At 65.1% G+C, this 22,438-nt stretch carries 24 protein-coding genes; 12 read left to right on the top strand and 12 right to left on the bottom strand.

Going from position 1 to position 22,438, the window contains the following annotated elements:
• Nucleotides 1-237: 237 nt before the first annotated feature.
• Complete coding sequence (locus tag D6B98_RS18810; protein WP_126258441.1) at nt 238-801, bottom strand: cytochrome b/b6 domain-containing protein; 564 nt, start codon at nt 799-801, stop codon at nt 238-240.
• 11 nt (nt 802-812) lie between these two features.
• Nucleotides 813-1,088: a PepSY domain-containing protein gene (locus tag D6B98_RS18805; RefSeq protein ID WP_126258440.1), complete on the bottom strand. Its 276-nt coding sequence runs from the start codon at nt 1,086-1,088 to the stop codon at nt 813-815.
• A gap of 132 nt (nt 1,089-1,220) precedes the next feature.
• Between D6B98_RS18805 and D6B98_RS18800 the strand changes: the two genes are divergently transcribed.
• The 3 genes from D6B98_RS18800 to D6B98_RS18790 are packed head-to-tail and all read left to right on the top strand — an operon-like array spanning nt 1,221 to nt 3,585.
• Entirely contained in the window at nt 1,221-1,547 is a 327-nt protein-coding gene (locus D6B98_RS18800) for a PepSY domain-containing protein (RefSeq protein ID WP_126258439.1), read from the top strand.
• The gene (locus D6B98_RS18795; RefSeq protein WP_126258438.1) at nt 1,547-2,212 is read left to right on the top strand and encodes a response regulator transcription factor; all 666 of its coding nucleotides are present in this window, start codon (nt 1,547-1,549) and stop codon (nt 2,210-2,212) included. Before D6B98_RS18800 ends, D6B98_RS18795 begins: the two co-directional genes overlap by 1 nt.
• A complete protein-coding gene (locus D6B98_RS18790; RefSeq protein WP_126258437.1) occupies nt 2,209-3,585 on the top strand; it encodes a sensor histidine kinase in 1,377 nt (458 codons plus the stop codon). Before D6B98_RS18795 ends, D6B98_RS18790 begins: the two co-directional genes overlap by 4 nt.
• Nucleotides 3,586-3,623: 38 nt before the next feature.
• Here D6B98_RS18790 and ppx read toward each other — a convergent pair whose 3' ends face one another.
• From ppx to D6B98_RS18770, 4 genes are all read right to left on the bottom strand, one after another.
• The gene (gene ppx, locus D6B98_RS18785; RefSeq protein WP_126258436.1) at nt 3,624-5,126 is read right to left on the bottom strand and encodes an exopolyphosphatase; all 1,503 of its coding nucleotides are present in this window, start codon (nt 5,124-5,126) and stop codon (nt 3,624-3,626) included.
• Between the two features lie 15 nt (nt 5,127-5,141).
• Entirely contained in the window at nt 5,142-7,334 is a 2,193-nt protein-coding gene (locus D6B98_RS18780) for an RNA degradosome polyphosphate kinase (RefSeq protein ID WP_164718710.1), read from the bottom strand.
• A 153-nt stretch (nt 7,335-7,487) separates the two neighbouring features.
• On the bottom strand, nt 7,488-8,165 hold the full coding sequence (locus D6B98_RS18775) for a P-loop NTPase family protein (protein WP_126258435.1): 678 nt from the start codon (nt 8,163-8,165) through the stop codon (nt 7,488-7,490).
• 111 nt (nt 8,166-8,276) lie between these two features.
• Nucleotides 8,277-8,819, bottom strand: coding sequence for a CDP-alcohol phosphatidyltransferase family protein (locus D6B98_RS18770; RefSeq protein ID WP_025035876.1), 543 nt, complete (start codon nt 8,817-8,819; stop codon nt 8,277-8,279).
• A gap of 155 nt (nt 8,820-8,974) precedes the next feature.
• Here D6B98_RS18770 and purM point away from each other — a divergent pair, with 155 nt between their 5' ends.
• Nucleotides 8,975-10,048 (top strand): phosphoribosylformylglycinamidine cyclo-ligase, encoded by a 1,074-nt coding sequence (gene purM, locus D6B98_RS18765; protein WP_126258434.1) that lies wholly within the window; start codon nt 8,975-8,977, stop codon nt 10,046-10,048.
• Nucleotides 10,048-10,701: a phosphoribosylglycinamide formyltransferase gene (gene purN / locus D6B98_RS18760; protein WP_164718709.1), complete on the top strand. Its 654-nt coding sequence runs from the start codon at nt 10,048-10,050 to the stop codon at nt 10,699-10,701. The genes purM and purN overlap by 1 nt, the downstream gene beginning before the upstream one ends.
• 92 nt (nt 10,702-10,793) lie before the next feature.
• Here the strand turns inward: purN and D6B98_RS18755 are convergent, their stop codons facing one another.
• Nucleotides 10,794-11,000, bottom strand: coding sequence for a cold-shock protein (locus tag D6B98_RS18755; RefSeq protein WP_018645416.1), 207 nt, complete (start codon nt 10,998-11,000; stop codon nt 10,794-10,796).
• 15 nt (nt 11,001-11,015) lie between these two features.
• Nucleotides 11,016-11,489 (bottom strand): hypothetical protein, encoded by a 474-nt coding sequence (locus tag D6B98_RS39975; RefSeq protein WP_164718697.1) that lies wholly within the window; start codon nt 11,487-11,489, stop codon nt 11,016-11,018.
• On the opposite strand from D6B98_RS39975, the gene D6B98_RS18745 reads away from it, so the two are divergent.
• Nucleotides 11,374-12,549 carry an autotransporter outer membrane beta-barrel domain-containing protein gene (locus D6B98_RS18745; RefSeq protein ID WP_126258432.1) on the top strand — a complete coding sequence of 392 codons (1,176 nt, stop codon included), beginning with the start codon at nt 11,374-11,376 and terminating at the stop codon, nt 12,547-12,549. The genes D6B98_RS39975 and D6B98_RS18745 overlap by 116 nt on opposite strands.
• Before the next feature lie 18 nt (nt 12,550-12,567).
• Here D6B98_RS18745 and D6B98_RS18740 read toward each other — a convergent pair whose 3' ends face one another.
• On the bottom strand, nt 12,568-13,608 hold the full coding sequence (locus D6B98_RS18740) for a LysR family transcriptional regulator (RefSeq protein WP_126258431.1): 1,041 nt from the start codon (nt 13,606-13,608) through the stop codon (nt 12,568-12,570).
• Between the two features lie 71 nt (nt 13,609-13,679).
• Between D6B98_RS18740 and D6B98_RS18735 the strand changes: the two genes are divergently transcribed.
• The 5 genes from D6B98_RS18735 to D6B98_RS18720 all read left to right on the top strand — a co-directional run bounded on the left by D6B98_RS18735 (nt 13,680) and on the right by D6B98_RS18720 (nt 17,295).
• A complete protein-coding gene (locus D6B98_RS18735; protein ID WP_164718708.1) occupies nt 13,680-14,297 on the top strand; it encodes a hypothetical protein in 618 nt (205 codons plus the stop codon).
• Entirely contained in the window at nt 14,284-14,904 is a 621-nt protein-coding gene (locus D6B98_RS18730; RefSeq protein WP_126258430.1) for a GNAT family N-acetyltransferase, read from the top strand. The genes D6B98_RS18735 and D6B98_RS18730 overlap by 14 nt, the downstream gene beginning before the upstream one ends.
• A gap of 25 nt (nt 14,905-14,929) precedes the next feature.
• Complete coding sequence (locus D6B98_RS18725; protein ID WP_126258429.1) at nt 14,930-15,493, top strand: isochorismatase family protein; 564 nt, start codon at nt 14,930-14,932, stop codon at nt 15,491-15,493.
• A 30-nt stretch (nt 15,494-15,523) separates the two neighbouring features.
• Nucleotides 15,524-15,694 (top strand): hypothetical protein, encoded by a 171-nt coding sequence (locus D6B98_RS39970; protein WP_164718707.1) that lies wholly within the window; start codon nt 15,524-15,526, stop codon nt 15,692-15,694.
• A 218-nt stretch (nt 15,695-15,912) separates the two neighbouring features.
• Nucleotides 15,913-17,295 (top strand): aspartate aminotransferase family protein, encoded by a 1,383-nt coding sequence (locus D6B98_RS18720; protein WP_126258428.1) that lies wholly within the window; start codon nt 15,913-15,915, stop codon nt 17,293-17,295.
• A 242-nt stretch (nt 17,296-17,537) separates the two neighbouring features.
• On the opposite strand, the gene rnd is transcribed toward D6B98_RS18720, so the two are convergent.
• On the bottom strand, nt 17,538-18,686 hold the full coding sequence (rnd, locus tag D6B98_RS18715; protein ID WP_126258427.1) for a ribonuclease D: 1,149 nt from the start codon (nt 18,684-18,686) through the stop codon (nt 17,538-17,540).
• Between the two features lie 351 nt (nt 18,687-19,037).
• A complete protein-coding gene (locus D6B98_RS18710) occupies nt 19,038-19,937 on the bottom strand; it encodes a LysR family transcriptional regulator (protein WP_126258426.1) in 900 nt (299 codons plus the stop codon).
• Nucleotides 19,938-20,038: 101 nt separating this feature from the next.
• Between D6B98_RS18710 and D6B98_RS18705 the strand changes: the two genes are divergently transcribed.
• Complete coding sequence (locus tag D6B98_RS18705; protein ID WP_126258425.1) at nt 20,039-21,028, top strand: zinc-dependent alcohol dehydrogenase family protein; 990 nt, start codon at nt 20,039-20,041, stop codon at nt 21,026-21,028.
• Between the two features lie 75 nt (nt 21,029-21,103).
• On the opposite strand, the gene D6B98_RS18700 is transcribed toward D6B98_RS18705, so the two are convergent.
• Entirely contained in the window at nt 21,104-22,438 is a 1,335-nt protein-coding gene (locus D6B98_RS18700) for an ABC transporter substrate-binding protein (protein WP_126258424.1), read from the bottom strand.

The raw sequence follows: 22,438 nt of genomic DNA, 5'->3' as shown, positions 1-22,438 counted from the left end.
CTCGCATGAGGAAAAACCCAGACCTGGAGGCGAGCGAAGCGCTGATCGATTGCAGGTTTCGCTTAGCCCACCGGAGCATCGATGGGTTGATTTGCCTCAAGCGGGCCAGCCCCTTTGGAAGGCTGCTCGCCGTTCGTGGCGCGCTTCGGTTGATCTCAGTCGATTGCTTCATGGCCGCAGAGGTCAAGCTGTCGTCGCGCCTTTCGGAAAGGGGGCGGGCAGGCCAACCGACCTCGCTCATGATGGACGCTTCCTTCCCGTGATCATCGCCGTCACCAGGCTCTCACGGTGCTCGAAGCTTGCCAGCAGGACGCCAAGCACATGGACGACCACGAGGCCGATCGTGAGGTTGGCGAACGCCTCATGGACCTCCTCCACCCATTTCGCTCCCCAGAAGCTGTCGGTCGTCATCATGTAGCCGGTGGTGCAGGTGCCGATCAGCATGACGATCAGCGCCACGACCATCATGCCGCCGGCAGGATTGTGGCCAAGAAAGCGTGGCGCCCTGAGCAGCGCCACATCGCGCATATAGGCGAGCACCGCGCGCGGCGAGCGCACGAAGTCGCTGAAGCGTGCATGGCGCGGTCCCACGAAGCCCCACACGATCCGGAGCGCAAGCAACCCGGCAATGGTGTAGCCGGCGGCGATATGGATCTTTTCTATCTCGTCCCCGGTCGCATAGGCGAGCAGAAACAGCCCGGCCAGCGACCAATGGAATACGCGCACGAAAAGGTCCCAGACCTTTACCGTAGCCGGCGGCTTGGCGCCGCCGGCTACGACCGTATCGTGAATGGCGCTCATGATGCGGCCCCTTACAGCTGACCGACGATCCGGCCGCTGGTCGGATCGACGAACAATTCGACCCGGCTGCCGGACTTGTCGATCGTGTAGAGCTCGCCGCAGGCGTTCTTGAGCTTGGCCTTCTGGACCTTGTAGCCCTGGGCTTCGATCTTGGACTGCAATTGCTCGATCGACAGCCAGCTGGTCTGCGGCGCCGCAGTGCAGGGACGCCCGAGGCTGCCGGCGTGAGCGGTCGCGGCGGCTACGAGCAAGGCGGCGGTGGCGGCGATGATGGTGATCTTGCGCATGTTCTCTCCAGCTTGTGGCGCCCGGCCGCGTCATGCGGCGAGGCGATGGGCGGACAGTGCCAGAACCGCCCTGACGGCCGCCTGTTGATCCACGTCAGCAATTTGTCAGGTCGATTGGGGCATTCTCTGCCAATGCAATCCTCAGGCTTTCTGGAATTCCTCGCGGTGCCGCTGCTGGCAGGATTCCTGCTCGCGCCGATGCCTGCGGCCGCAGGCGACCACGATAAGGGCGCGCCGGACGCGGTTCGCCGCGCAGTCGAGGCCGGCGAGATCAAGTCGCTCGCCGACATTCTCGCCTCGCTTCGTGGCAAGCTGCCGGGCGAGGTTGCGGGGGTCGAGATAGAGCGTGAGCGCGGCCGCTGGATTTACGAGTTTCGCCTGGTCGACGACAAGGGCCGGCTCTACGAAGCGCATGTGGACGCGCGTAGCGGCGAGATCGAACGCATCAAGGAGAAGTGATGCGCGTGCTGCTCGTGGAGGACGATCGACGGATCGCGGCCGATGTGGAGAGGGCGCTGCGCGCGGCCGGTTATGTGGTCGAGACCGTCGGCAACGGCGAGGAAGCCTGGTTCCGCGGTGACACCGAGGATTACGGCGCGATCGTCCTCGATCTCGGCTTGCCCGGCATGGACGGTCTGGCGGTGCTCAAGCGCTGGCGCGCGAATGGGCGGTCTATGCCGGTGCTGATCCTGACGGCGCGCGGCAGCTGGGCCGAGCGCGTCGATGGCATCGACGCGGGCGCCGACGATTACCTGCCGAAACCGTTCCGCATGGAGGAATTGCTGGCGCGGCTGCGCTCGATCGTGCGCCGCTCGGCGGGGCATGCCTCGCCACGGATCATCGCCGGCGAGGTCGAGCTCGACGAGCGTCAAATGAAGGTGATGCTGCGCGGCGTACCCGTCGCGTTGTCGCCGTTGGAATACCGCCTGATCGCCTTTCTCCTGCACCATCGCGGCCGCGTCGTATCGCAGCAGGAGCTCGATGAAAACGTCTATGGCCACGGCGAGGACCACGAGTCGAATGCGCTCGAAGTGCTGATCGGCCGCGTGCGCAAGAAGCTCGGTGCCGACCTGATCGAGACCCGGCGCGGCTTCGGTTATCTGGTACCGGAGACGACGCCATGAGCTGGGGCTCGCTGCGGCTGCGACTGGTCGCTGGCGGACTCGTAGCTATCCTGATCGCGCTGACGATTGCCGGCGCCGGGCTGACGTTGCTGTTCGAACGCCATGTCGCGCGCACCATCGGCGAGGATCTCGACGTTTATCTGAAGCAACTCGTCGCGGGTATCGACGCCGATGCGCAGGGCAGGCTGGTGGTGGGCCGGCCGCCGGCCGATCCTCGTTTTGCAGACCCTCTTTCGGGCTTGTACTGGCAGGTATCGGACGATGGCGGTCAGGTGCTGCGTTCACGTTCGCTCTGGGACACGGCGTTGGACCTGCCGCGGGATGAGCCGTCGCCTCGCGAATTGCATCGTCATGTCATCCCTGGACCCGCAGACACGCGGCTCCTAGTCAGCGAACGCCGCGTGATGCTCACCCTGGGGGACCGCCGCGCGCCGGTGCGCGTCGCGGTGGCGGCCGATCTCGCCCGCGTGTCGGCCGCCGCCTCGCATTTCGCCAGGGATCTGGCGCTGGCGCTTGGCGTGCTGGGGCTGGTGCTGGCGGCGGCCACCTCGATCCAAGTCGGCCTGGGCCTTCGTCCGCTGGACGCACTTCGCCGCGGCGTCGCGGACGTCCGCTCGGGGCAGCGCAAGCATCTCCCTGTCGAGGTCCCGACTGAGGTGAAGCCGCTGGTGGAAGAGGTCAACAGCCTGATCGACGCCCAGGAACGCGAAATCGAACGGTCGCGCAGCCGCGCGGCCGACCTGGCACACGGGCTGAAGACGCCGCTTGCCGCACTCGCGGCCGATGTCGCGCTGTTGCGTCAGCGCGGTGAGCAGGAGGTCGCGCAGGCAATCGAGGCCGTCGGCGAGACAATGAGCCGTCACGTCGACCGCGAGCTGGCACGTGCGCGGGCGAGGGGGACGGCTCGCCTGCGCGGCAGTATTTCCACGCCGCTCAGACCGCTTGTCCAGTCCCTGATCCTGACGCTGGCGCGTACGCCTGCGGCACAGCGGATCGCCTTCAAGACCTGCATGACGGGCGAGCCGAGCGTCCCGCTCGATCGCACTGATCTGGCGGAAGTGCTCGGCAATCTCTTGGAAAACGCCGCTCGTCACGCCAAGAGCGAAGTGCGCATAGTCGCGGATGCGGCGAAACCGGCGATCACGGTCGAGGATGATGGTCCGGGCATCGCGCCGGCCGAACGTTCACGCGTGCTCGAACGCGGGGTCAGGCTGGACGAGCGTGGCGAAGGGGCCGGCCTCGGCCTCGCGATCGTTCAGGACGTGCTCAGTGCCTATGGATGGCAGCTCATTCTCGCCGAGTCCGAGCTCGGTGGACTGCAAGCCATCGTCGCGCCGGCGGGCAGCCGCGATCGGATGGCTGCTGCTGATTGAAGAACCCAGCCGCTCGTTTGACGCCCTGTTCCTGTTCGTCAGCGCCGCACGATCGAGCCGGCGCGGCCAATCAGGCGGGCGAGCTGGCGGAAACGGCTGCCGACGCGGTCGGCGACGAGGTCGCCGAGGCGGTGCTCGAACACCAGCATCAATTTACGTCCCTGGCTGCGGAAATGCGTGGCGGGCAGGACACCCGGACGTGCCGCCGAGATCAGATGCGCGACGCGGAACGCAGCGCCCAAGAGACGCGCGCGCTCGAGCTGCGCCGGCGTCAGCAACTCCTGCGTGGTGACCGGCGGCTGATTTTCTTCGCTGAGGCCCGCATAGCGATAGAATACCGACAGGCCGACGAAGGCGCGCTCGGTGTGGGTGATCGCGCCGAAATTGCCGTTGACGACGAGGCTTAGCGTCTGCTCGCCGCGGTGATCCGGATGCACGCGCCAGCCGATGTCGGACAAGAGGCACGCGGTGTGGCGCAGCCGCCGGTCTTCCTCGGTCTCGCGCAGCTTGACCACGCGCACGAGGCGATCGGTCCAGGCGATCAGCTCGCGGGCGTGCTTCGCCGAGCGCGACAGCAGCTGGTTCAGCTCCTCCGCGGCGCAGATCAGGCCGTCCTTGTTGCGTTCCGCCTCCGGCAGCTTCTCATGCAGCAGGCCCTCGCGCACGCCGAAGGTCGAGAACACGATGGTCTTCGGCTTCGCCACCCGGATGATGTGCTCGAGCACCAGGGCCGCATAGGTGAGGAGCGGGCGGCGCGCGTCGGCAACGCTCTCGATGTCGGCGAGCATGTTCGCGGCCGCCAGGCGCCGCAGCCTGCGGGAAAAGTCGAGCGCCTCCGCCGCGGACAGCGAATAGCCGTGCATCACCTGGAGCGGATAGCCGCTCTGGATGATATGAATGCGCGCGAGGGCGCGCCAGGTCCCGCCGACCGCGTAGAAGTTGCGGCCGCGGCCCGCGGTCAGCTGCGGCACCTCGTCGAGCTCCTCGCGCACGATGCGATCGGCGCGCTTGAGCGATCTGTGCGCAAGATCCTGCAGCGCGAGCCCGCCGAGCGGCAGGGTCACGCCGCTGCGCACGCTGTTCTTGCGCACGTCGATCAATTCGAGCGAGCCGCCGCCGAGGTCGCCGACGATGCCGTCGGGATGATGGATGCCTGAGATCACGCCGAGCGCCGACAGCCGCGCCTCGCGCGGGCCCGACAGGATCTCGATCTTCACGGCGCAGATGCGCTCGGCCTTGGCGATGAAATCGGGGCCGTTGGAGGCGTCGCGGCAGGCGGCTGTGGCGATCGCAAACACGCGTCCGACCTGCATCACGCGGCACAAGGCGCGAAAGCGCTTGAGCGAGGTCAGCGCCTTGTCGACGGCGTCGGGGGCGAGCAGGCCGGTGCTCTGCACCTCGCGCCCGAGACCGCACAGCGTCTTCTCGTTGAAGATCGGAATGAGACTCCGCGCCAGCGCCTCGTAGACGACGAGACGGACCGAGTTGGAGCCGATGTCGATGACCGCGACGCTCGAGCCGCGCTTGCGCGGCCGCTTCACGTCGGAAATCCCCGATCAGGACGGATGGCGTTCGTTCCGGCGCGTGAGACGACGCGGCGAGGATTCCTTGAGCGACTTTCCACGGCCAGACAGACTCGGATTTGTCATGAAGTAGTTGTGGACGTTGAAAGGCTCCTCGCCTTTCGCGGTCTTCATACGCGTTGAGGACCCGTCCGGCAACAACTGCCAGCTCTGTTCATTGTCTTTCAGGTTGGCGACCATGATCTGTTCGAGAACCTGCTGATGCACCGTTGGATTTTGCAGCGGACACAGCACCTCGACGCGGCGGTCGAGGTTACGCGGCATCATGTCGGCGGACGAGATATACACAGCCGCCTTGGCGCTCGGCAGGCCCTGGCCCATGCCGAAGCAGTAGATTCGGCCGTGTTCCAGGAAGCGGCCGATGATCGACTTGACGCGGATGTTCTCGGACAGGCCGGGAATGCCGGGGCGCAGGCAACAGATGCCGCGCACCACGAGCTCGACCTGCACGCCGGCCTGGGAAGCCTCGTAGAGCGCGTCGATGATATCGGGGTCGACCAGCGCATTCATCTTCATCCAGACCGCGCCGTGCCGGCCGTGCCGCGCATGCGCGGTCTCGCCCTGGATGTGCTCGATGATGCGCTTGCGCAAGGTCAGCGGCGACACCGCCATCTTTTCCAGATCGCTCGGCGCGGCGTAGCCGGTGATGAAATTGAACACGCGCGCGGCATCGCGGCCGATGGTCGGATCGGAGGTGAAGTAGGAAAGATCGGTGTAGATGCGCGCGGTGACCGGGTGATAGTTGCCGGTGCCGGTATGAACATAGGTGGTGAGGCTGCCACCCTCGCGGCGCACCACCATCGAGAGTTTTGCGTGCGTCTTCAGCTCAAGGAAGCCGTAGACGACCTGCACGCCGGCGCGTTCAAGGTCGCGCGCCCAGCGGATGTTGGCTTCCTCGTCGAAGCGCGCCTTCAGCTCGATCAGCGCCGTGACGGATTTGCCGGCCTCGGCGGCTTCGGCGAGCGTGCGCACGATCGGCGAGTTGTTGGAGGTGCGGTAGAGCGTCTGCTTGATCGCGACGACATCGGGGTCGCGTGCGGCCTGCTGCAGGAACTGCACCACGACGTCGAAGGATTCGTAAGGATGATGGACGACGAGATCCTTCTGCCGGATCGCGGCAAAGATGTCGCCGCCATGCTCGCGCACACGCTCGGGGTGGCGCGGCACGTAAGGGGTGAATTCAAGATCGGGACGGTCGATGCGGGTGAGCTGCGAGAGCTCGTTCATCGCCTGCACGCCGTCGACCAGGAAGACCTCGTCGTCGGCGGCCGACAGCGCGTGCTGAACGAAGTTGCGCAACTGCTCCGGCATCTTGGCGTCGATCTCGAGCCGGATCACCGATCCGCGGCGGCGGCGCTTCAGCGCCGTCTCGAACAGGCGGACGAGGTCTTCCGCCTCTTCCTCGATTTCGAGCTCGGAGTCGCGGATGATCCGGAAGGCGCCCTGGCCGTGCAGATTGTAGCCGGGGAACAGGCGGTTGATGAACAGGGCGGTAGCCTGTTCCAGCGAGATCAGCCGAACGATCTTGCCGTCGGCCGGCAGGCGGATGAAGCGGTCGATCTTGCCGGGCATGCGGATCAGCGCGTTCATCTGCTTGCCGTCGGCGGCACGCGTGAGCTGGAGCGCGATGGTGAAGCCGAGGCTCGGGATGAACGGGAAGGGGTGCGCCGGGTCGATCGCCAGCGGCGTCAGCAACGGGAACACGTTGTTGAGGAAGTACTCCTCGATCCAGGTCCGTTCCGCCTTGGTGACGTCCTTGCCGTCGACCAGCACGATGCCGGCATCGGCCAGCGTGCCGCGCAGGTCGCGCCAGATCGCCTGCTGGTCGGAGGCAAGTTCGGACACGGTGCGGTTGATCAGCGCGAGCTGCTCGGACGGCGTCAAGCCGTCGGGGCTGCGTTCGGCGATGCCCTCGCGCACCTGGGCCTTGATGCCGGCGACGCGGACCATGAAGAATTCGTCGAGGTTATTTGCTGAAATCGACAGGAATCGCACCCGCTCCAGCATCGGGTGGTTGGAATTGACCGATTCCTCCAGGACGCGGCGGTTGAAATGCAGCCAGGAGAGCTCGCGATTGATGAATCGTTCGGGGCTGGAGGCGATCGCCGGCAGACCCTCGGCTTCCACGATTTTTTCTTTTGTTTCAATGGTTTGCGCAGAGTCCATCAGAAGTCTGTCCATCCTGTCTCGCCTCACTTTGCGATCTATGCGCAAAACCCGCGGGAGCATGTGTTACAGCGATGACGTTTCGATGACATTGATGTTCCGCCGCTTCGCTGCGTCAAGCGGGCCTCGCGGCCTGCGGGCGGGTGAGCGGGATCAGGCATCCCGCAGCAGCTCGGCGGCCAGCGCCCTGGTGACGGGGCGGCCGAGCCGCAGGGCCTCGCTGTCGAGCAGTTCCACGGCCTGGCGGGCGGCGGCCGAGGACCGCTCCAGGCGGGTGGCGAGATAGCTGACCACGCTCTCGTCCACATTGAGCTGGTGGTCGGCGCAGAATTTCACGATCAGGCCGCGGAAGAGCTGGTCGTCCGGGGGCAGCAGCGTGACCACCGGCACAGCGCGCAGACGCGAGCGCAGGTCGCGAAGCTCGATCTCCAGCGCGGCCGGCAGCTCGCGTCCGGTGAAGAGCACGTAGGCGCCGTCCTCGCGGGCAAGGTTCATCAGGTGAAAGAGGGCGCGTTCGTCGAAATCGCCCGCCCGGAGATCCTCGACCACCAGGGCGCCGGTGGCGAGCGCGCCCGGAACGCCGGCGGCGGTCAGGACGTTGGCGGCGGTCGAGCGGGCGCCTGATATTTCGGCCCAGATCGCGGCAAGGTGGCTCTTGCCGCTGCCTTCCGGGCCGGCGAGCCACATGATCCGGTTCGGCCATTCCGGCCAGCTGTCGATCAGCGCCACACCGGCCGCGTTGGCGGGGCCCTCGAGGAAATTGTCCCGGCTGAGGCTCTCCGCATGCGGAAGCGAAAACGCCAATTGTCGGGGATGGACGCGGCCTGCCACGCTTGTCTTGCTCCATGCCGGCGCGCCGGCCCGTCTGAAGAGAATTCCGACTTGATCGGGCGGGAGTTGGCCTTTTGCGGGGCCGCATTCCCTCATTTGGCTTCGATCGTGCTACTTGGCCTCGATCGTACTCATGTGCCGCAGCCATTCGACCAGATAGAGCGACACCGAGGAGAGCGTGAAGACCGTGACGAGGCCCATCAGGATAATATCATAAGGGGCCGGCTTGAAGCCGAAGGCAAGCGCCGCCAGCACCAGCGCCGCGAACGCCACCTGGGCGACCGTGTTGAGCTTCGACACTTTCGACGGCTTCATCTCGACCGGCCGGTCGAACAGCCAGGATACGATCACGGCGGCGACAATCATGATGTCGCGCGAGACCACCAGGATCACGATCCAGCGCGGGATCGCGCCCCAGATGCCCAGCGCCATGTAGATCGAGACCAGCAACGCCTTGTCTGCGAGCGGGTCGAGCAGGGCCCCGAGCTCGCTCGTCATGTTGAAGCGCTTGGCCAGGAAGCCGTCCACGGCGTCGCTGATACCGGCGATCAGGAAGACGGCGAACGCGACCTCCATTTGGCTCGACACGATGGCCCAGACGATGATCGGGACCAGCATGATGCGGCCCAGCGTGATGATGTTCGGAATACTCACGAAAGCGCTTCCCGGCACCCGGTCTGACCTCGAATCCGGCCCCTCGGGAGGCTGAACCGGTTGATATCTACATAGTATAGGCAGGAGCGCCATGCGAGCCATTGCGTGTCCCCGGAATTCGACGTAACCAGCCGCAAACCCACTGGAAATCGGGCATGACCGACCGCAAAAACGGCCTTACTTACGCCGATTCAGGCGTCGATATCGACGCGGGCAACCGCCTGGTCGATTTGATCAAGCCGATGGTGCGCGCCACGGCGCGGCCGGGCGCCGATGCCGAGATCGGCGGCTTCGGCGGCCTGTTCGACCTCAAGGCGGCCGGTTTCAAGGACCCCGTCCTGGTCGCCGCGACCGATGGGGTCGGCACCAAGGTCAAGATCGCGATCGAGACCGGGCTGCACGGCGGGATCGGCATCGACCTCGTCGCCATGAGCGTCAACGATCTCGTGGTGCAGGGCGCCGAGCCGTTGTTCTTTCTGGACTATTTCGCCTGCGGCAAGCTCGACCCCGAGGCCACGGCCTCGATCGTCGCGGGCGTCGCGGAAGGCTGCCGCGAATCCGGCTGCGCCCTGATCGGCGGTGAGACCGCCGAGATGCCCGGCCTGTACAAGGACGGCGATTACGATCTCGGCGGCTTTGCCGTCGGCGCGGCGGAGCGGGGCACGCTGCTGCCGCGCAAGGACATCGCGGCGGGCGACGCCGTGATCGGTCTTGCCTCTTCCGGCGTGCATTCCAACGGCTTTTCACTGGTCCGCAAGATCGTGGAACAATCAGGCCTCGGCTTCACCGCGCAAGCGCCGTTCGCACCCGTGATGACGCTCGGCGGCGCGCTGCTGACGCCGACGCGGCTCTACGTCAAATCCTGCCTGCGCGCGATCCGCGAGACCGGCGCGGTGAAGGGGCTCGCCCACATCACTGGCGGCGGCTTCACCGACAACATTCCGCGGGTGCTGCCGCAGCATCTCGGCGTCGGCATTGACCTCGCGCGTCTGCCGGTGCTGCCGGTGTTCAAATGGCTGGCGGCACAGGCCGGCATCGCCGAGCTGGAAATGCTGCGCACCTTCAATTGCGGCATCGGCATGATCGCGATCGTCGAGCCCGACAAGGTCGACAAGGTGATCGAGGTCTTCACCGACGCCGGCGAGACCGTGGCGCAGCTCGGCACCGTGATCCCGGCCGAGGGCGAGCACCGCGTCGTCTATAACGGCCACCTCGATCTGGCGCTGTGATGAAGCGCCGCGTCGCCATCCTGATCTCCGGCCGCGGCTCCAACATGGCCGCGCTGATCAGGGCCGCAAGCTCGGCGGATTTCCCGGCCGAGATCTCCCTCGTCATTTCGAACAAGGCCGATGCGCTCGGACTGGAACGGGCCAAAGCGAGCGGCGTCAACACGCTGGTGATCGAGAGCAAGCCGTTCGGGAAGGATCGCGCCGGCTTCGAGAAGGTGCTACAGGCAGCGCTCGATGAGCACGGCATCGAGTTGATCTGTCTGGGCGGCTTCATGCGCCTGTTCACGGCCGAGTTCACCAAAGCCTGGTATGGGCGGATGCTCAACATCCATCCGTCGCTGCTGCCGTCGTTCCCCGGCCTTGATCCGCACGGCCAGGCTTTGCGTGCCGGCGTCAAGCTGTCGGGTGCGACGGTGCATTTCGTGATCCCCGAGACCGATGCCGGCCCGATCGTGATGCAGGGCGCGGTGCCCGTCAGCGACCACGATACGGGAGATACGCTGTCGGAGCGCATCCTCGAAGTCGAGCACCGCATCTATCCCGAAGCGCTGCGGCTGCTCGCGACCGGCAAGGTCCGGATCGAGGGCAACGTCTGCAAGACGGATGGCAGCGGGCCGTCGGAGAATTTCCTGATTGCGCCGGTGGTGGGCTGAAGCGCCGTCCTCGCGGCGCTCATCGCAAATAAAATCCCCCGGCAGAGCCGGGGGCAACGTCATGATCTCTCGTGTGTCAGCTTCGAGAGAAATCAGGAGACCTTGAGGTTCTCCGCGGATGCCTTGCCGCGGTTCTCCACGAGGTCGTATTCAACCACCTGGTTCTCGTTGAGGGTCGAGAGTCCGGCGCGCTCGACGGCGGAGATGTGAACGAACACATCCTTGTCGCCGCCGTTCGGCTTGATGAACCCATAGCCCTTGGTCGGGTTGAACCATTTGACGGTGCCCTTTTGCGGCATCGCTAGTCTCCTCCACTAGATAGAAAAAAGACGCGGCCGCCTTTTCGCGTGCCACGCCACAAACGGGCTTCCGGAAGTCTGTTCGAGTCTCAATGTCACGAAACGCACAGCCGAGCGGCCAATTCCGATTGTGTCCGATATTGCAACATGAAAATCGCGCGTTAGCAAGCCGCGCGCGCTTTTCAAGACCGGGCCGGGTACCATCGTCTGCTTTTTGCGACCTGTGGCCGCGGAACCACAACCGAGGGCAATAGGCACGGCGACAGCGTGCCAGGCGGTTGACCCTCCGTGGCAGTTCGGCCCAAATCGCCACACATGCGAGCCGCTCGTGTTGCATTTTTGCGGACCGCCCTTTGCTTCGGGATTAGTCGTCATGTGCTGCACCTCGCAGCCTTCAGGGACAGGGCAGACGATCGGGCGGAGCCGCGTCGGCAGGGTCGCGGCCGCGATCGCGATGGCATTTGCGATCGTCGTGATGATGTCGGCCATATCGCCAGTCCTGGCGCAAAGCACGACGCCAACGCCGACGCCGACGCCGACACCCACGCCCACGCCCACGCCGTCACCGACTCCGGTCCCGACGCCGACATCGACGAATTACGACCAGTCGGTCCGCAGCGGCGCGCTCAATCTCGGCTCCAGCTTCCTGGAGCGGCTTGGCAACCAGGTATCGGGTGGTTTCAACCGGGCGTTCCGGACCAATCCCGGCGGCGGCGGCGCATCGGCCAGCACGGAAGATCCGCGTTACCGCACCTGGTTCGAGGGCTACGGCATCTCGGTCCGCTCCGATGCGCAAGGCGACTTCGTCGGCGACAAGCGCAAGACGGTTGGCGGCGTCGCCGGCTTTGGCGCGCGCGTTGCGCCGGGTGTCAATCTCGGCTTCTCCGTCGACCAGAGCCACACCGACATCGACGTGCCGCTGGCGCTGCAATCGGCGACGCTCGACCTGACGCAAATCGGCTTCAGCGGCTCGGTCGACAAGGGCCCGTGGACCTGGGCCTTCGCCGTGGTGCGCGGCTTCGGCAAGGTCCGCTCCAGCCGCGACACCGGTCTCGGCCTTGCGACCGCGGGTTATCGCGCGGCGATCGACGGCGCGCTGACCGAGATCAGCTATTACTGGACCCAGGACCAGATGCGTGTCGTGCCCAAAGGGGCGCTGGAATATGTGCGCGCCACCAGCGCGGCGTTCCAGGAGACCGGAGGCCTCGATCCGCTCAACGTCGGCTCGACGGCGCTCTCGCGCGCACGCGTCATGATCGGGGCCGAGGTCGGCCGTTACTTCGTCATCGATCAGAAAATCCTCGACCTGTCCGCCTACGGCAAGTTCGTCGACAATTTCTACCAGGATCTCGGGTCGATCCAGGTCAGCCTGGGAAGCCAGAGCATCATCGTTCCCGGCATCGGCGAGAGCCGTTACGGCGCGGATGCCGGCGCCTCGGCTTCGCTCAGCCTGACCAGTGTGGCGCGGCTCTACGTCAATTACGACGGCAAATTCCGCAACGAGCTGACCTCGCACCAGGGCATGGTCGGCTTCGAATATCGGTGGTGAGCGGACGTTCGCCCCTGCCTATGTCGGCGTCGCCGCGACATATCCCGTCAGCCCAAACCCCTCGCGCGCGGCCGTCATCATCGGCACCAGCGCGTTCGGATGGATGAACTCGTCGCGGAAGCAGGGATAGGTTTTGGGATCGAAGATCTGCTTGAGCCAGTCGACCACGATCTTGTGGCGCTCGGAGGTCCGGAACTCCTTGTGATAGGTGAGCCAGAGATCGGCGTGGTGGCTGACGCCGAGATCGACGGCGACCAGCGGCGCGCCGAGCGCGATCGAGACCGTCGGCAGGAAGCCGATGCCGGCGCCGCGTTCGACGGCGTAGAGCACGCCGACCGAGGAATTGGTCTTGATCCCGACGATGCCCTCCAGCGACTTCAGTCCGAGCACGCGGGCATAGGCGCCGTCGTCGACCTGCGGTGCGCTCTGCTTGATGATACGGTGGTCCTTCAGCTCCGCAAGGGTCGTCGGCACACCGTAGAGGTTTTCGTACTCCTTGGAGACGAACGGATAAATGTGCAGGCGGCCGAGCTTGGCGACGATCAGGTCGGGATTGGTCGGCGGCTCGAGCTGGATCGCGATGTCCGATTCAAGCCGTGCGACGTCGGCCTGCTCCATCGCGCAACGCAGATCGACGGTGATCCTGCGGTAGGTCTTCTGGAAGTCGATCAGTCGCGGCAGGATCCAGAAATTGCCGGGCCCCTCCGTCACCGCGACGCGCACGGTGCCCGAGGTGTCGTTCGACGATCGCGAAGCGCGCCGGAAGACGTTGAAGGCATGACGCTCCATATGCGCAACGTCTGCGATCATCGCGGTGCCTTCATCGCTGAGCGTGAGCCCGCTCTGGTCGCGCAGGAATAGCTTGCAGCCGATGCTCTCTTCGAGCCGGTCGACCCGGCGCATCAGCGTGGTCGAGGTGAGCCCGAGCTCCTCGGCGGCATTGCGAAAACTTTTATATTTTGCGCATGCTAAAAACAGTTTCAAATCGTCCCAGGACGCATCCAGGGCCTCTTCACGGTGCTGCATCATCGCAGCACCCCGGTGCAATAACTGGTGCATACTCCTGATCTCCAGCCGCTAAGCTCGTCGACGTAGCGGGGCACGAAAGCCTCGAACGATAGAGGCGCGATATGGGTATGGAAAGGGGCTCGTTTGACGCAAGGCATGATTTCGATGCCTTGCCGCTGAGCCCGGATGTCGACGTCCGGTGCGCGCAATCTTCCGAAATCGCCGCGCTGGCGCAGATGGCGCACCGGCTGGTGCCGGGCGTGCGGATCGGAGCGGAAGAGCTTGCGCGATACGCCACGTTCGATCCCCAGAGCATTCTGACGTTCAGCCGAAAGGGCCATCTCGTCGGCGGCATGGCCTTTCTGTTTCTCAATGACCGCGGGCACGATGCGCTGCTGCTCGACGAGATCTGCCTTACCGCGCCCGAGACGCACTATCTCGCCGCCGCGAAGGAAGACGTCGCCGCCATCTACATCTGGGCGATCGCGGCGACGGGACGCGGCATCGCCGGTCTCGGAAAAGCGGCAGCACATCTTCGACAGCTAAGGTTTCGCGGCGCGGATTGCTATGCGCAGCCGTCAACGGTGGCCGGACGCGACATCATGAAGGCGACCGGCTTTGCACCCGTCCCAAGCTTCCAGCCCGACCTCTGGTGCTACGAGCGGCCCTGGCATCGGCAGCCGATGCGTATGCCCGCCGCAATCATTCAAGCAAGGAGTTTTGCAGATGCACGGTACTAGGATCCCTGTCGCCAAGCCCTGTTCCCGCGCCATCAGCATCCGCCTTGCGCGCGATCCAAACGATCTCATGCTGGTCACCGCCATTCGTTCCGCGGTCTATCTCGCCGAGCAGGATTGTCCGTTCGAGGAGGAGTTCGACGGCAACGACATGGTCGCGGCGCACTTCATCGGCTTCGTCGGCAACGAACCCGCGGGCTGCCTGCGGGTGCGCTTCTTCGGCGATTTCGCCAAGGTGGAGCGGCTCGCGGTGCGGCACCAGTACCGGCGCTCGCGCGTCTCGTTCAAGCTGGTGCAGGCCAGCGTCGACTATGTGAAGCGGAAGGGATTTCGCAAGATCTACGGTCAGGCGCAGGACAGGCTGGTGGATTTCTGGGCGCATTTCGGCGCCAAGCCGCTCGGCCATAATCGCAAGATCACCTTCTCGGATTTTTCCTACACGGAGATGCTGTTGGAGATCGAGCCGGGCCCGGACGCCATCACGCTGGACAGCGATCCCTATGTGATCATCCGTCCCGAGGGCGATTGGGACCGGCCCGGCGTGCTCGACGCCTCGGCGGGGCGGGCGGTGACCTCACCGCTGCGGGACCTCGCGCTCGCCGACCGCTGAAACTGGTGCAGCTCGGCGCAAGACAATGCTGGCTTCCATCCATGACGATCCGCCGATCCTGGTCTGCGCGGATCTGCAGATCGAATATCTGACCCCAGGGCGCCGCCACGTCATCCTCGACGGCGACGCCGCCATGGCGCGCTGCCTGGAACTCGTGACGCTGTGGCGCGGCAATCTGTGGCCGGTGATGCACCTGAAGCGCATCGCGCAGGCCGCCTGGTTCAATCCGGCATCCAGGCTGACCGATTGGATCGCGGAGATGAAGCCGCGGCCGGGGGAACTGACATTCGAGCATCCGCTGCCCTCCGCCTACAGCTCGTCGCGGTTTGTGGACTACATGTCCAATATCCGCAATGTGCGCTGCATTCTGGTCGGGTTTTCCTTGGACGAGACGATCCTGGCCACCGCCGCCGAAGGCTTTCACCGCAGCCATCGCTACCAGGTGGTCGCTGACGCCGTGGCTTGCCGCCAGCCGGGCACAGGCGATGCCGCCGCCTATAAGCATGCGGTAGTGAATGTCATCGGGAATTTTGCTACAATCCAATCCAGCGCCGAACTGATCAGAACCAGCGGCGTCGTTGCGGTGTAGGCGGCCGCGACCGGCGGATGGGGTGAGAGATTGTCACGGGGAGACGAGCTCAAGGAGCTGGCCAGCGACCTGTCGCATGCCGCCGAGAAGGCGCGCAGGCTTGGTCTGCCGACGACGGTCTATCTGCTGTCGATGGCGCTGGTGGAGGTGAGGGAAGCCGCAGCCGGCGCCGACGATGGGCATGACGACGACGCGGCGTGAGAGCTGTCTCGCCAGCAGTTTCTGACGTGCGGTTCTGCGGTCTGCCGTTCCCTGATGCGCGGCTTTGTCGTTTGCGGCTTTGTGCAACGCTGCTGAGCGCTTGCTGCCGGCGAATTGGCGTTGCAAGTTCTGCGCTGTCGCAATAGCCAAGGGACTTGATCATCGAGTGATGACGCCGGCTATGCCTGCGACGTGACGCTTTTCAAGGATCTTCGCAAATGTCCATGCTGCCCAATTCGCAAGAGGCCCGGGATGTGGCCTACCAGCTCCATCCCTACACCAATGCGCGCACGCATCAGCAGGCCGGTCCCCTGGTGATCGAACGCGGCGATGGTCCTTACGTCTTCGACGCGTCGGGCAAGCGCTATTTCGAGGCGATGGCCGGCCTGTGGAGCGTCGGGCTCGGCTTCAACGAGAAGCGGCTGGTCGAGGCGGCGCACAAGCAGATGCAGGCGCTGCCGTTCTATCACACTTTCTCCGCCAAGTCGCACGGGCCCTCGATCGACCTCGCGGAGAAGCTGGTCGCGCTTGCGCCGGTTGCGATGAGCAAGGTGTTCTTCACCAATTCCGGCTCGGAAGCCAACGACACCGTGTTGAAGCTGATCGCCTATCGCTCCAACGCGCTCGGCCAGCCGCAGCGCAAGAAGGTGATCAGCCGGATGCGCGCCTATCACGGCGTCACCATCGCCTCCGCCAGCCTCACGGGGCTGCCGAACAATCACCGCTCGTTCGACCTGCCGCTGCCGAACATTCTGCACACGGGTTCGCCGCATTTCTACAAGGACGGCGCCGCCGGCGAGAGCGAGGAGGCGTTTGCGACGCGCCGGGCCGAGGAGCTCGACGCGCTGATCCAGAAGGAGGGGCCCGACACGATCGCGGCGTTCTTCGGCGAGCCGGTAATGGGGGCGGGCGGCGTCATCGTGCCGCCGGCGACCTATTGGGACAAGGTCCAGGCCGTGTTGAAGAAGTACGACATCCTCTTGGTCGCCGACGAGGTGATCTGCGGCTTCGGCCGCACCGGCAAGATGTTCGGTTGCGAGACCTACGGCATCAAGCCGGATGCGATCGTGGTCTCCAAGCAGATCACGTCGAGCTATTTCCCGCTGTCGGCGATCATGCTGAACGAGCGCATGTTCGAGCCGATCGCGGACGAGAGCAACAAGATCGGCGTGCTCGGCCATGGTTTTACCGCCGGCGGCCATCCGGTCGGCTCGGCGATTGCGCTGGAGAACCTCAAGATCATCGAGGAACGCGGCCTGGTCGCGCATGCGGCCGAGCTCGGCGCTTACATGCAGGGCCGCCTGCGCGAGCTCGCCAGTCATCCGCTGGTCGGCGAGGTTCGCGGCGTCGGCATGATCGCAGCGATCGAGCTCGTGCTCGACAAGGGCCGCAAGACGGCGGCGGCAACGCCGGGCGCGGTCGGCGGCATCGCCAGCCGCATGCTCCAGGAGCGCGGCGTGATCTCGCGTAACATGCTGGACGCCATCGCCATCTGCCCGCCGCTGATCGTCAACAAGTCCCACATCGACGATCTGGTCGCCGCGATTTCGGGCGTGCTGGACGACATGAAGGCGGAAGTGGCCAAGCTGACGCCGGCGTAAGCCATACTGTCGCGTCGAATTTCGTCATTGCGAGCGAAGCGAAGCAATCCAGACTGCCTGTGCGGAAAAACTCTGGATTGCTTCGTCGCAAGAGCTCCTCGCAATGACGGGGTGGAGACAGTGAGCTCCAATCCATCACCCGTCACCCGTCACCCTGAGGTGCTCGCCTCGTCGGCGAGCCTCGAAGGGCGACGGCCCGACTGCCGCAGCGGGGCGCTGCGCGTTGGCAATTGGCAGCGAGGTTACGCCCGCTGCACCCCGATCACGCGACCCTTCTCGATCGCCAGCGCCAGCTCGCCGCGCTTCAGCTTGAGCGCGGCATCGCCGAACAATTCGCGGCGCCAACCGCGCAAGGCGGGCACGTCGGCCTCGTCGTCGGCCGCGATCTCCTCGAGATCGTCGACCGTCGCGATCACCTTGCTGGCGACCGCGTGGCGCTCGGCGGTCATGCGCAGCAGCACCTTCAACAGCTCGACGATGGCGGCGCCGTTGGAATTGTTGCGTGGCTTTTCGAGCTTCGGCAGCGTCGCAGGATCCCGCTTGAGCCCGCGCTCGACGGCGGCGACGATGTCCGCGCCCCATTTGGACTTCTCGAACCCTTTCGGCACCGAGCGCAGGTTGGCGAGCTTCTCCAGCGTGGTCGGCGCGTGGGTCGCGATGTCCGAGATCGCCTCGTCGCGCAGCACGCGGCCGCGCGGCACGTCGCGGCTCTGCGCCTCCTGCTCCCGCCAGGCCGCGACCTCCATCAGCACCGCGAGATCCTTCGGCTTGCGCACGCGGGTCTTCAGCCGCTCCCAGGCGCGTTCGGGATGGAAGTCGTAGGTTCTGGGGGAGGTGAGGACCTCCATCTCGATGGAGACCCATTCGCTGCGGCGGCGCTTCTTCAGGTCGGCGTCGAGCGCGGCGAACACGTCACGCAGGTGGGTGACGTCGGACACCGCGTAATGCATCTGCTCCTTGGTCAGCGGCCGGCGCGACCAGTCGGTGAAGCGATGGGTCTTGTCCGGCCGGTGGCCGGTGACCTTCTCGACCAGGGCGTCGTAGGCGATGCTGTCGCCGTAACCGAGCACCATCGCGGCGACCTGGGTGTCGAACACCGGGTGCGGGATGATGTTGGCTTGGTGCCAGATGATCTCGATATCCTGACGGGCGGCGTGGAATACCTTCAGCACGCTTTCGTTGGCCATCAGCTCGAAGAACGGCTTGAGGTCGATACCGGCGGCCAGGGTGTCGATGACGATGGCTTCCTCGGCGCTGGCCATCTGCACCACGCACAGCAGCGGGTAGTAGGTGGTCTCGCGCAGGAACTCGGTATCGACGGTAATGACGGGGTGCTTGGCCAGCCGGCTGCAGGCAGCCGCGAGGTCAGCGGTGGTGGTAATCAAATCCATGAACGGCCCATGACACTTGATATCAGCCGTTCTGCCGAAAGCGCTGTGATGTCAAGGGGCTCGATGCGAATTCGAGCCTTGCATTGGGGCCGGAATCGCTTTTTCCGACGAAATTCCTATTCGTAGCGGACCCGGTGCGAGGATTTGCGGGCGCAGGGCAGCGCCACCACGATCACGCACATGGCGACCAGCGCCAACCCCAGGAACTCGAAAACCAACAGATCCACGGCGAAATCTCCAGAAACATTGATAGATTTGTCGGGGGTGTGTTGAGGGTCTGTTAATTCCAATGGTTACCGGCGGCGGGGCGGGCCGGATGGTGGACGGGGGGTTAATGGGGGAGACCGTCCTTTATGTCATCAGCTTCGGCAGGGCTGCGGCCAAGGTATCCACGGCCACTCGGACCTTTGGCGGCAAGTGGGGTGAGCGCGGCCAGAGCGCGTGGCATTCGTAGAGGAATTCCGGATGGCCGCTGAGGAGACTGATCAGCGCGCCGGTGGCGAGGCGCTCGCGGACCAGCCAGTACGGCAGCCAGGCGAGCCCCATGCCCTGCGTGGCGGCATCGGCAATCGCCTCGAGATCGTCGAGCCGTAGCCGGCCGGACGGCATGATCTCGCGCACGGACCCGCCGCCTTGTGGAAACAGCCACGGACGGACGTGCCCCGAGCGGCGATAGATGATCGCCTGATGCGCGGTGAGATCGTCGATCGATTTCGGCTTGCCGCTCGCCCGTAAGTACGAGCGCGCGCCGCACACCACCATGCGCTGGCTGGCGATGCGGCGTGCGATCAAGCCGGACTGGTCGTCGAGATCGCCGGTCCGGATCGCAAGGTCGTAGCCGGCCTCGATGATGTCGGCGATCGGATCGCTGAAGGAGAGGTCGAGTTCGAGCCGCGGATGCTTTCGCGCGAGCTTCATCAGCAAGGGAGCGATGCAGTGCCGGCCTAGCAGGGCCGGCATGGTCACGCGCAGCCTGCCACGCGGCTCGGACAATTGGTCGGCAACGACGGCATCGGCGGCGTCCGCTTCGAGCAGTACCACGCGACAGCGCTCGTAATAGGCTTGCCCAGCCTCGGTCAGGCTCTGGCGGCGCGTGGTGCGGTTGAGGAGGCGGACGCCAAGGCGCTCTTCGAGGAAGCGCACATGCTTGCCGACCATCGGGCTCGACATTTCCAGGGCATCGGCCGCGGCCGCGAAGGAGCCGAGATCGACCGCCCGAACGAACACGGCCATGCTGGTGAGGCGGTCCACGATTGCAAACTCCTGGTTTCGATTGTTCGCCCGTTTCGGCGATTTATCCGCTTCTTCCGGGGACGGCATAGCTCCATTCAGTTCAACTGTTGGAGTGTTTCATGGCCCGCGTCGTTCGCTTTCATCAACATGGCGGCCCCGCGGTGCTGCACCTCGAGACTGTCGAGGTTCCAGCGCCGGCAAAGGGCGAGGTTCAGATCCGGGTCAAGGCGCTCGGCCTCAACCGTGCGGAAGCGCTGTTGCGGCGAGGCACCTATATCGAGACCGCGAAATTCCCGTCGGGTCTCGGTCTGGAGGCGGCCGGGCTTGTCGAGGCCATCGGTGAAGGCGTGTCCGGATTTGCGCCGGGCGACGCCGTGAGCATCGTGCCGCCGATGTCGATGGTGCGATGGCCGGCCTATGCCGAGATCGCGACATTTCCCGCCGAACTCGTCGTGAAGCATCCGCCGGAGCTTGGCTTCGAGGCGGCGGCTGCCGTGTGGATGCAATTTCTGACAGCCTACGGCGCTCTGGTCGACATCGCCGGACTTCGGCGCGGAGACGTAGTCGCCATCACGGCGGCATCGAGCAGTGTCGGGCTTGCCGCCATCCAGATCGCGAACCGGGTTGGCGCTATCCCGGTTGCCCTGACGCGCACCTCGGCCAAGCGTTGCGCTTTGCACGATGCCGGCGCCGCCCATGTCATCGCCTCGGACGAAGAGGACATCCGATTGCGACTTGAGCGGATCGCAGGCTCAACTGGTGTCCGCGTGGTATTCGACGCGGTCGGCGGTCCCGCGTTCGAGCCGCTGACCGCGGCAATGTCGTCGGGTGGTATCCTAATCGAATATGGCGGGCTCAGCCCCGCGCCGACGCCGTTTCCGCTGTTCAGCGTCCTGACGAAGAGCCTAACGCTGCGCGGCTATCTGGTACACGAGATCATCAGCGATCCTCCGCGCCTTGCGCGGGCCAAGGCGTTCGTTCTCGACGGCTTGGCGGACGGCACGCTGAAGCCTGTTATCGCGAGGACGTTCCGGTTCGACGAGATCGTCGAGGCGCATCGCTTCCTGGAGTCGAACGAACAATTCGGCAAGATCGTGGTGACGATCTGAGCTCGCGCCATCCCAAAATGCATTCGGCGCCCCGCATGACGGAGCGCCGATGATCGTTTGCTGATGTCGGCCGCTTTAGGGCAGCTTCAGCGACGTCTCCGCATTGTACGGCTTCAGCGTCTCGTCGGCGGCCTTCTGCGCCGCAACCAGCGCCTCCTTCGGCTGCTTCTTGCCGTTGAGGACCAGCATCACCTCGTCCTCGAGGTTCTTGCGGACGGGCACGGTCTTGTAGGTCGCAAACCACGGCTTTGCGACGTCGAGCTGCTCGACGGCGGTCTTGGCGTCGGGGTTCTTGTTCAGGAAGTCGACCATGTCAGGCGTCTTGTACGCCGCCATGTTGGGCGCGAAATAGCCGGTGGCGCGGCTCCACCAGCCGCTCTTCTCGGGCGAGGTCATCCACTTGATCAGCGTCCAGGCGGCCTTCTGCTTCTCGGCTTCGAGACCGGCCGGAACGATCAGCGAGGCGCCGCCGATCGGCACGGCGTTGCGGACGTTGCGCGGGATGAAGGCGACCTTGTAGGCGAACTTGGCGTTGTCGCGCACGTAAGTGAGCGAGCCCGTCGACAGCATCATCATCGCGGCATTGCCGGAGATGAAGGAGGTGCTGACGGCAGGGCCGGGCGTCGCGCCGGGCGGGTGGACCTTGTGCTTGGTGACGAGGTCGTTCCACCAGGAGAGCGCGCCCAGCATCGAGGGGGTGTCGTAGTAGACCTCGCCGCCGAACTCCTCGTTGTAGTAGCGCCCGCCATTGCTCATGGTGAGCGTTTCCATCATCCAGCCGCAATAATCATAGGCGCAGGGGATCGCGATGCCCCATTGGGTCACCTTGTCGCCCTCGCGCTTGGTCAGCTTCTTGGCCCAGTCGGTGAGCTCGGCCCAGGTCTGCGGCGGCTTGCTCGGATCGAGGCCGGCTTCCTTGGCCTTGTCGGCATTGATGTAGAGCAGCGGCGTCGAATTGTGGAACGGCACGCCGTAGACCGAGCGGTTGATCACCGCGTTGCCGTGCAGGGCCGGGAAGAACTGGCCGAGGAACTGCTCCTTGGTGGTGCCGTCGGCCTTGATCAGCGCATCGAGATTGGTGAGCTCGTTCTCGATCTGCATGTCGAGCAGGAAGTTGGCCGACATGATCACCGCGGACGGCGGCTTGCCGGCCTTGATCGCGGCGCGCGTCTTGATCAGCGTGTCGTCATAGGAGCCGGTGTAGACCGCGGTCGCCTTGACGCCCGCGTGGGTCTCGTTGAACTCCTTGATCAGGGTGCCCATGTCGCGGGCGAGCTTGCCGTCGACGGGGACGGGGAAGAACAAGTCGATCTCGGTCGGACCTTCGCCGGCGAGGGCCGGAAAAGCGAGCGCGCCGGCCATGGTGCCTATCATGGCGAGGCCGAGTGCAAGCCTGCGGGAAAACAGCAT

This window comes from Bradyrhizobium sp. LVM 105, from assembly GCF_003957705.1.
GTDB classification, from domain to species: Bacteria; Pseudomonadota; Alphaproteobacteria; order Rhizobiales; family Xanthobacteraceae; genus Bradyrhizobium; species Bradyrhizobium frederickii.
Note: the sequence above shows the minus strand (reverse complement) of the source record. Positions and strands in the feature narration are given on the sequence as shown.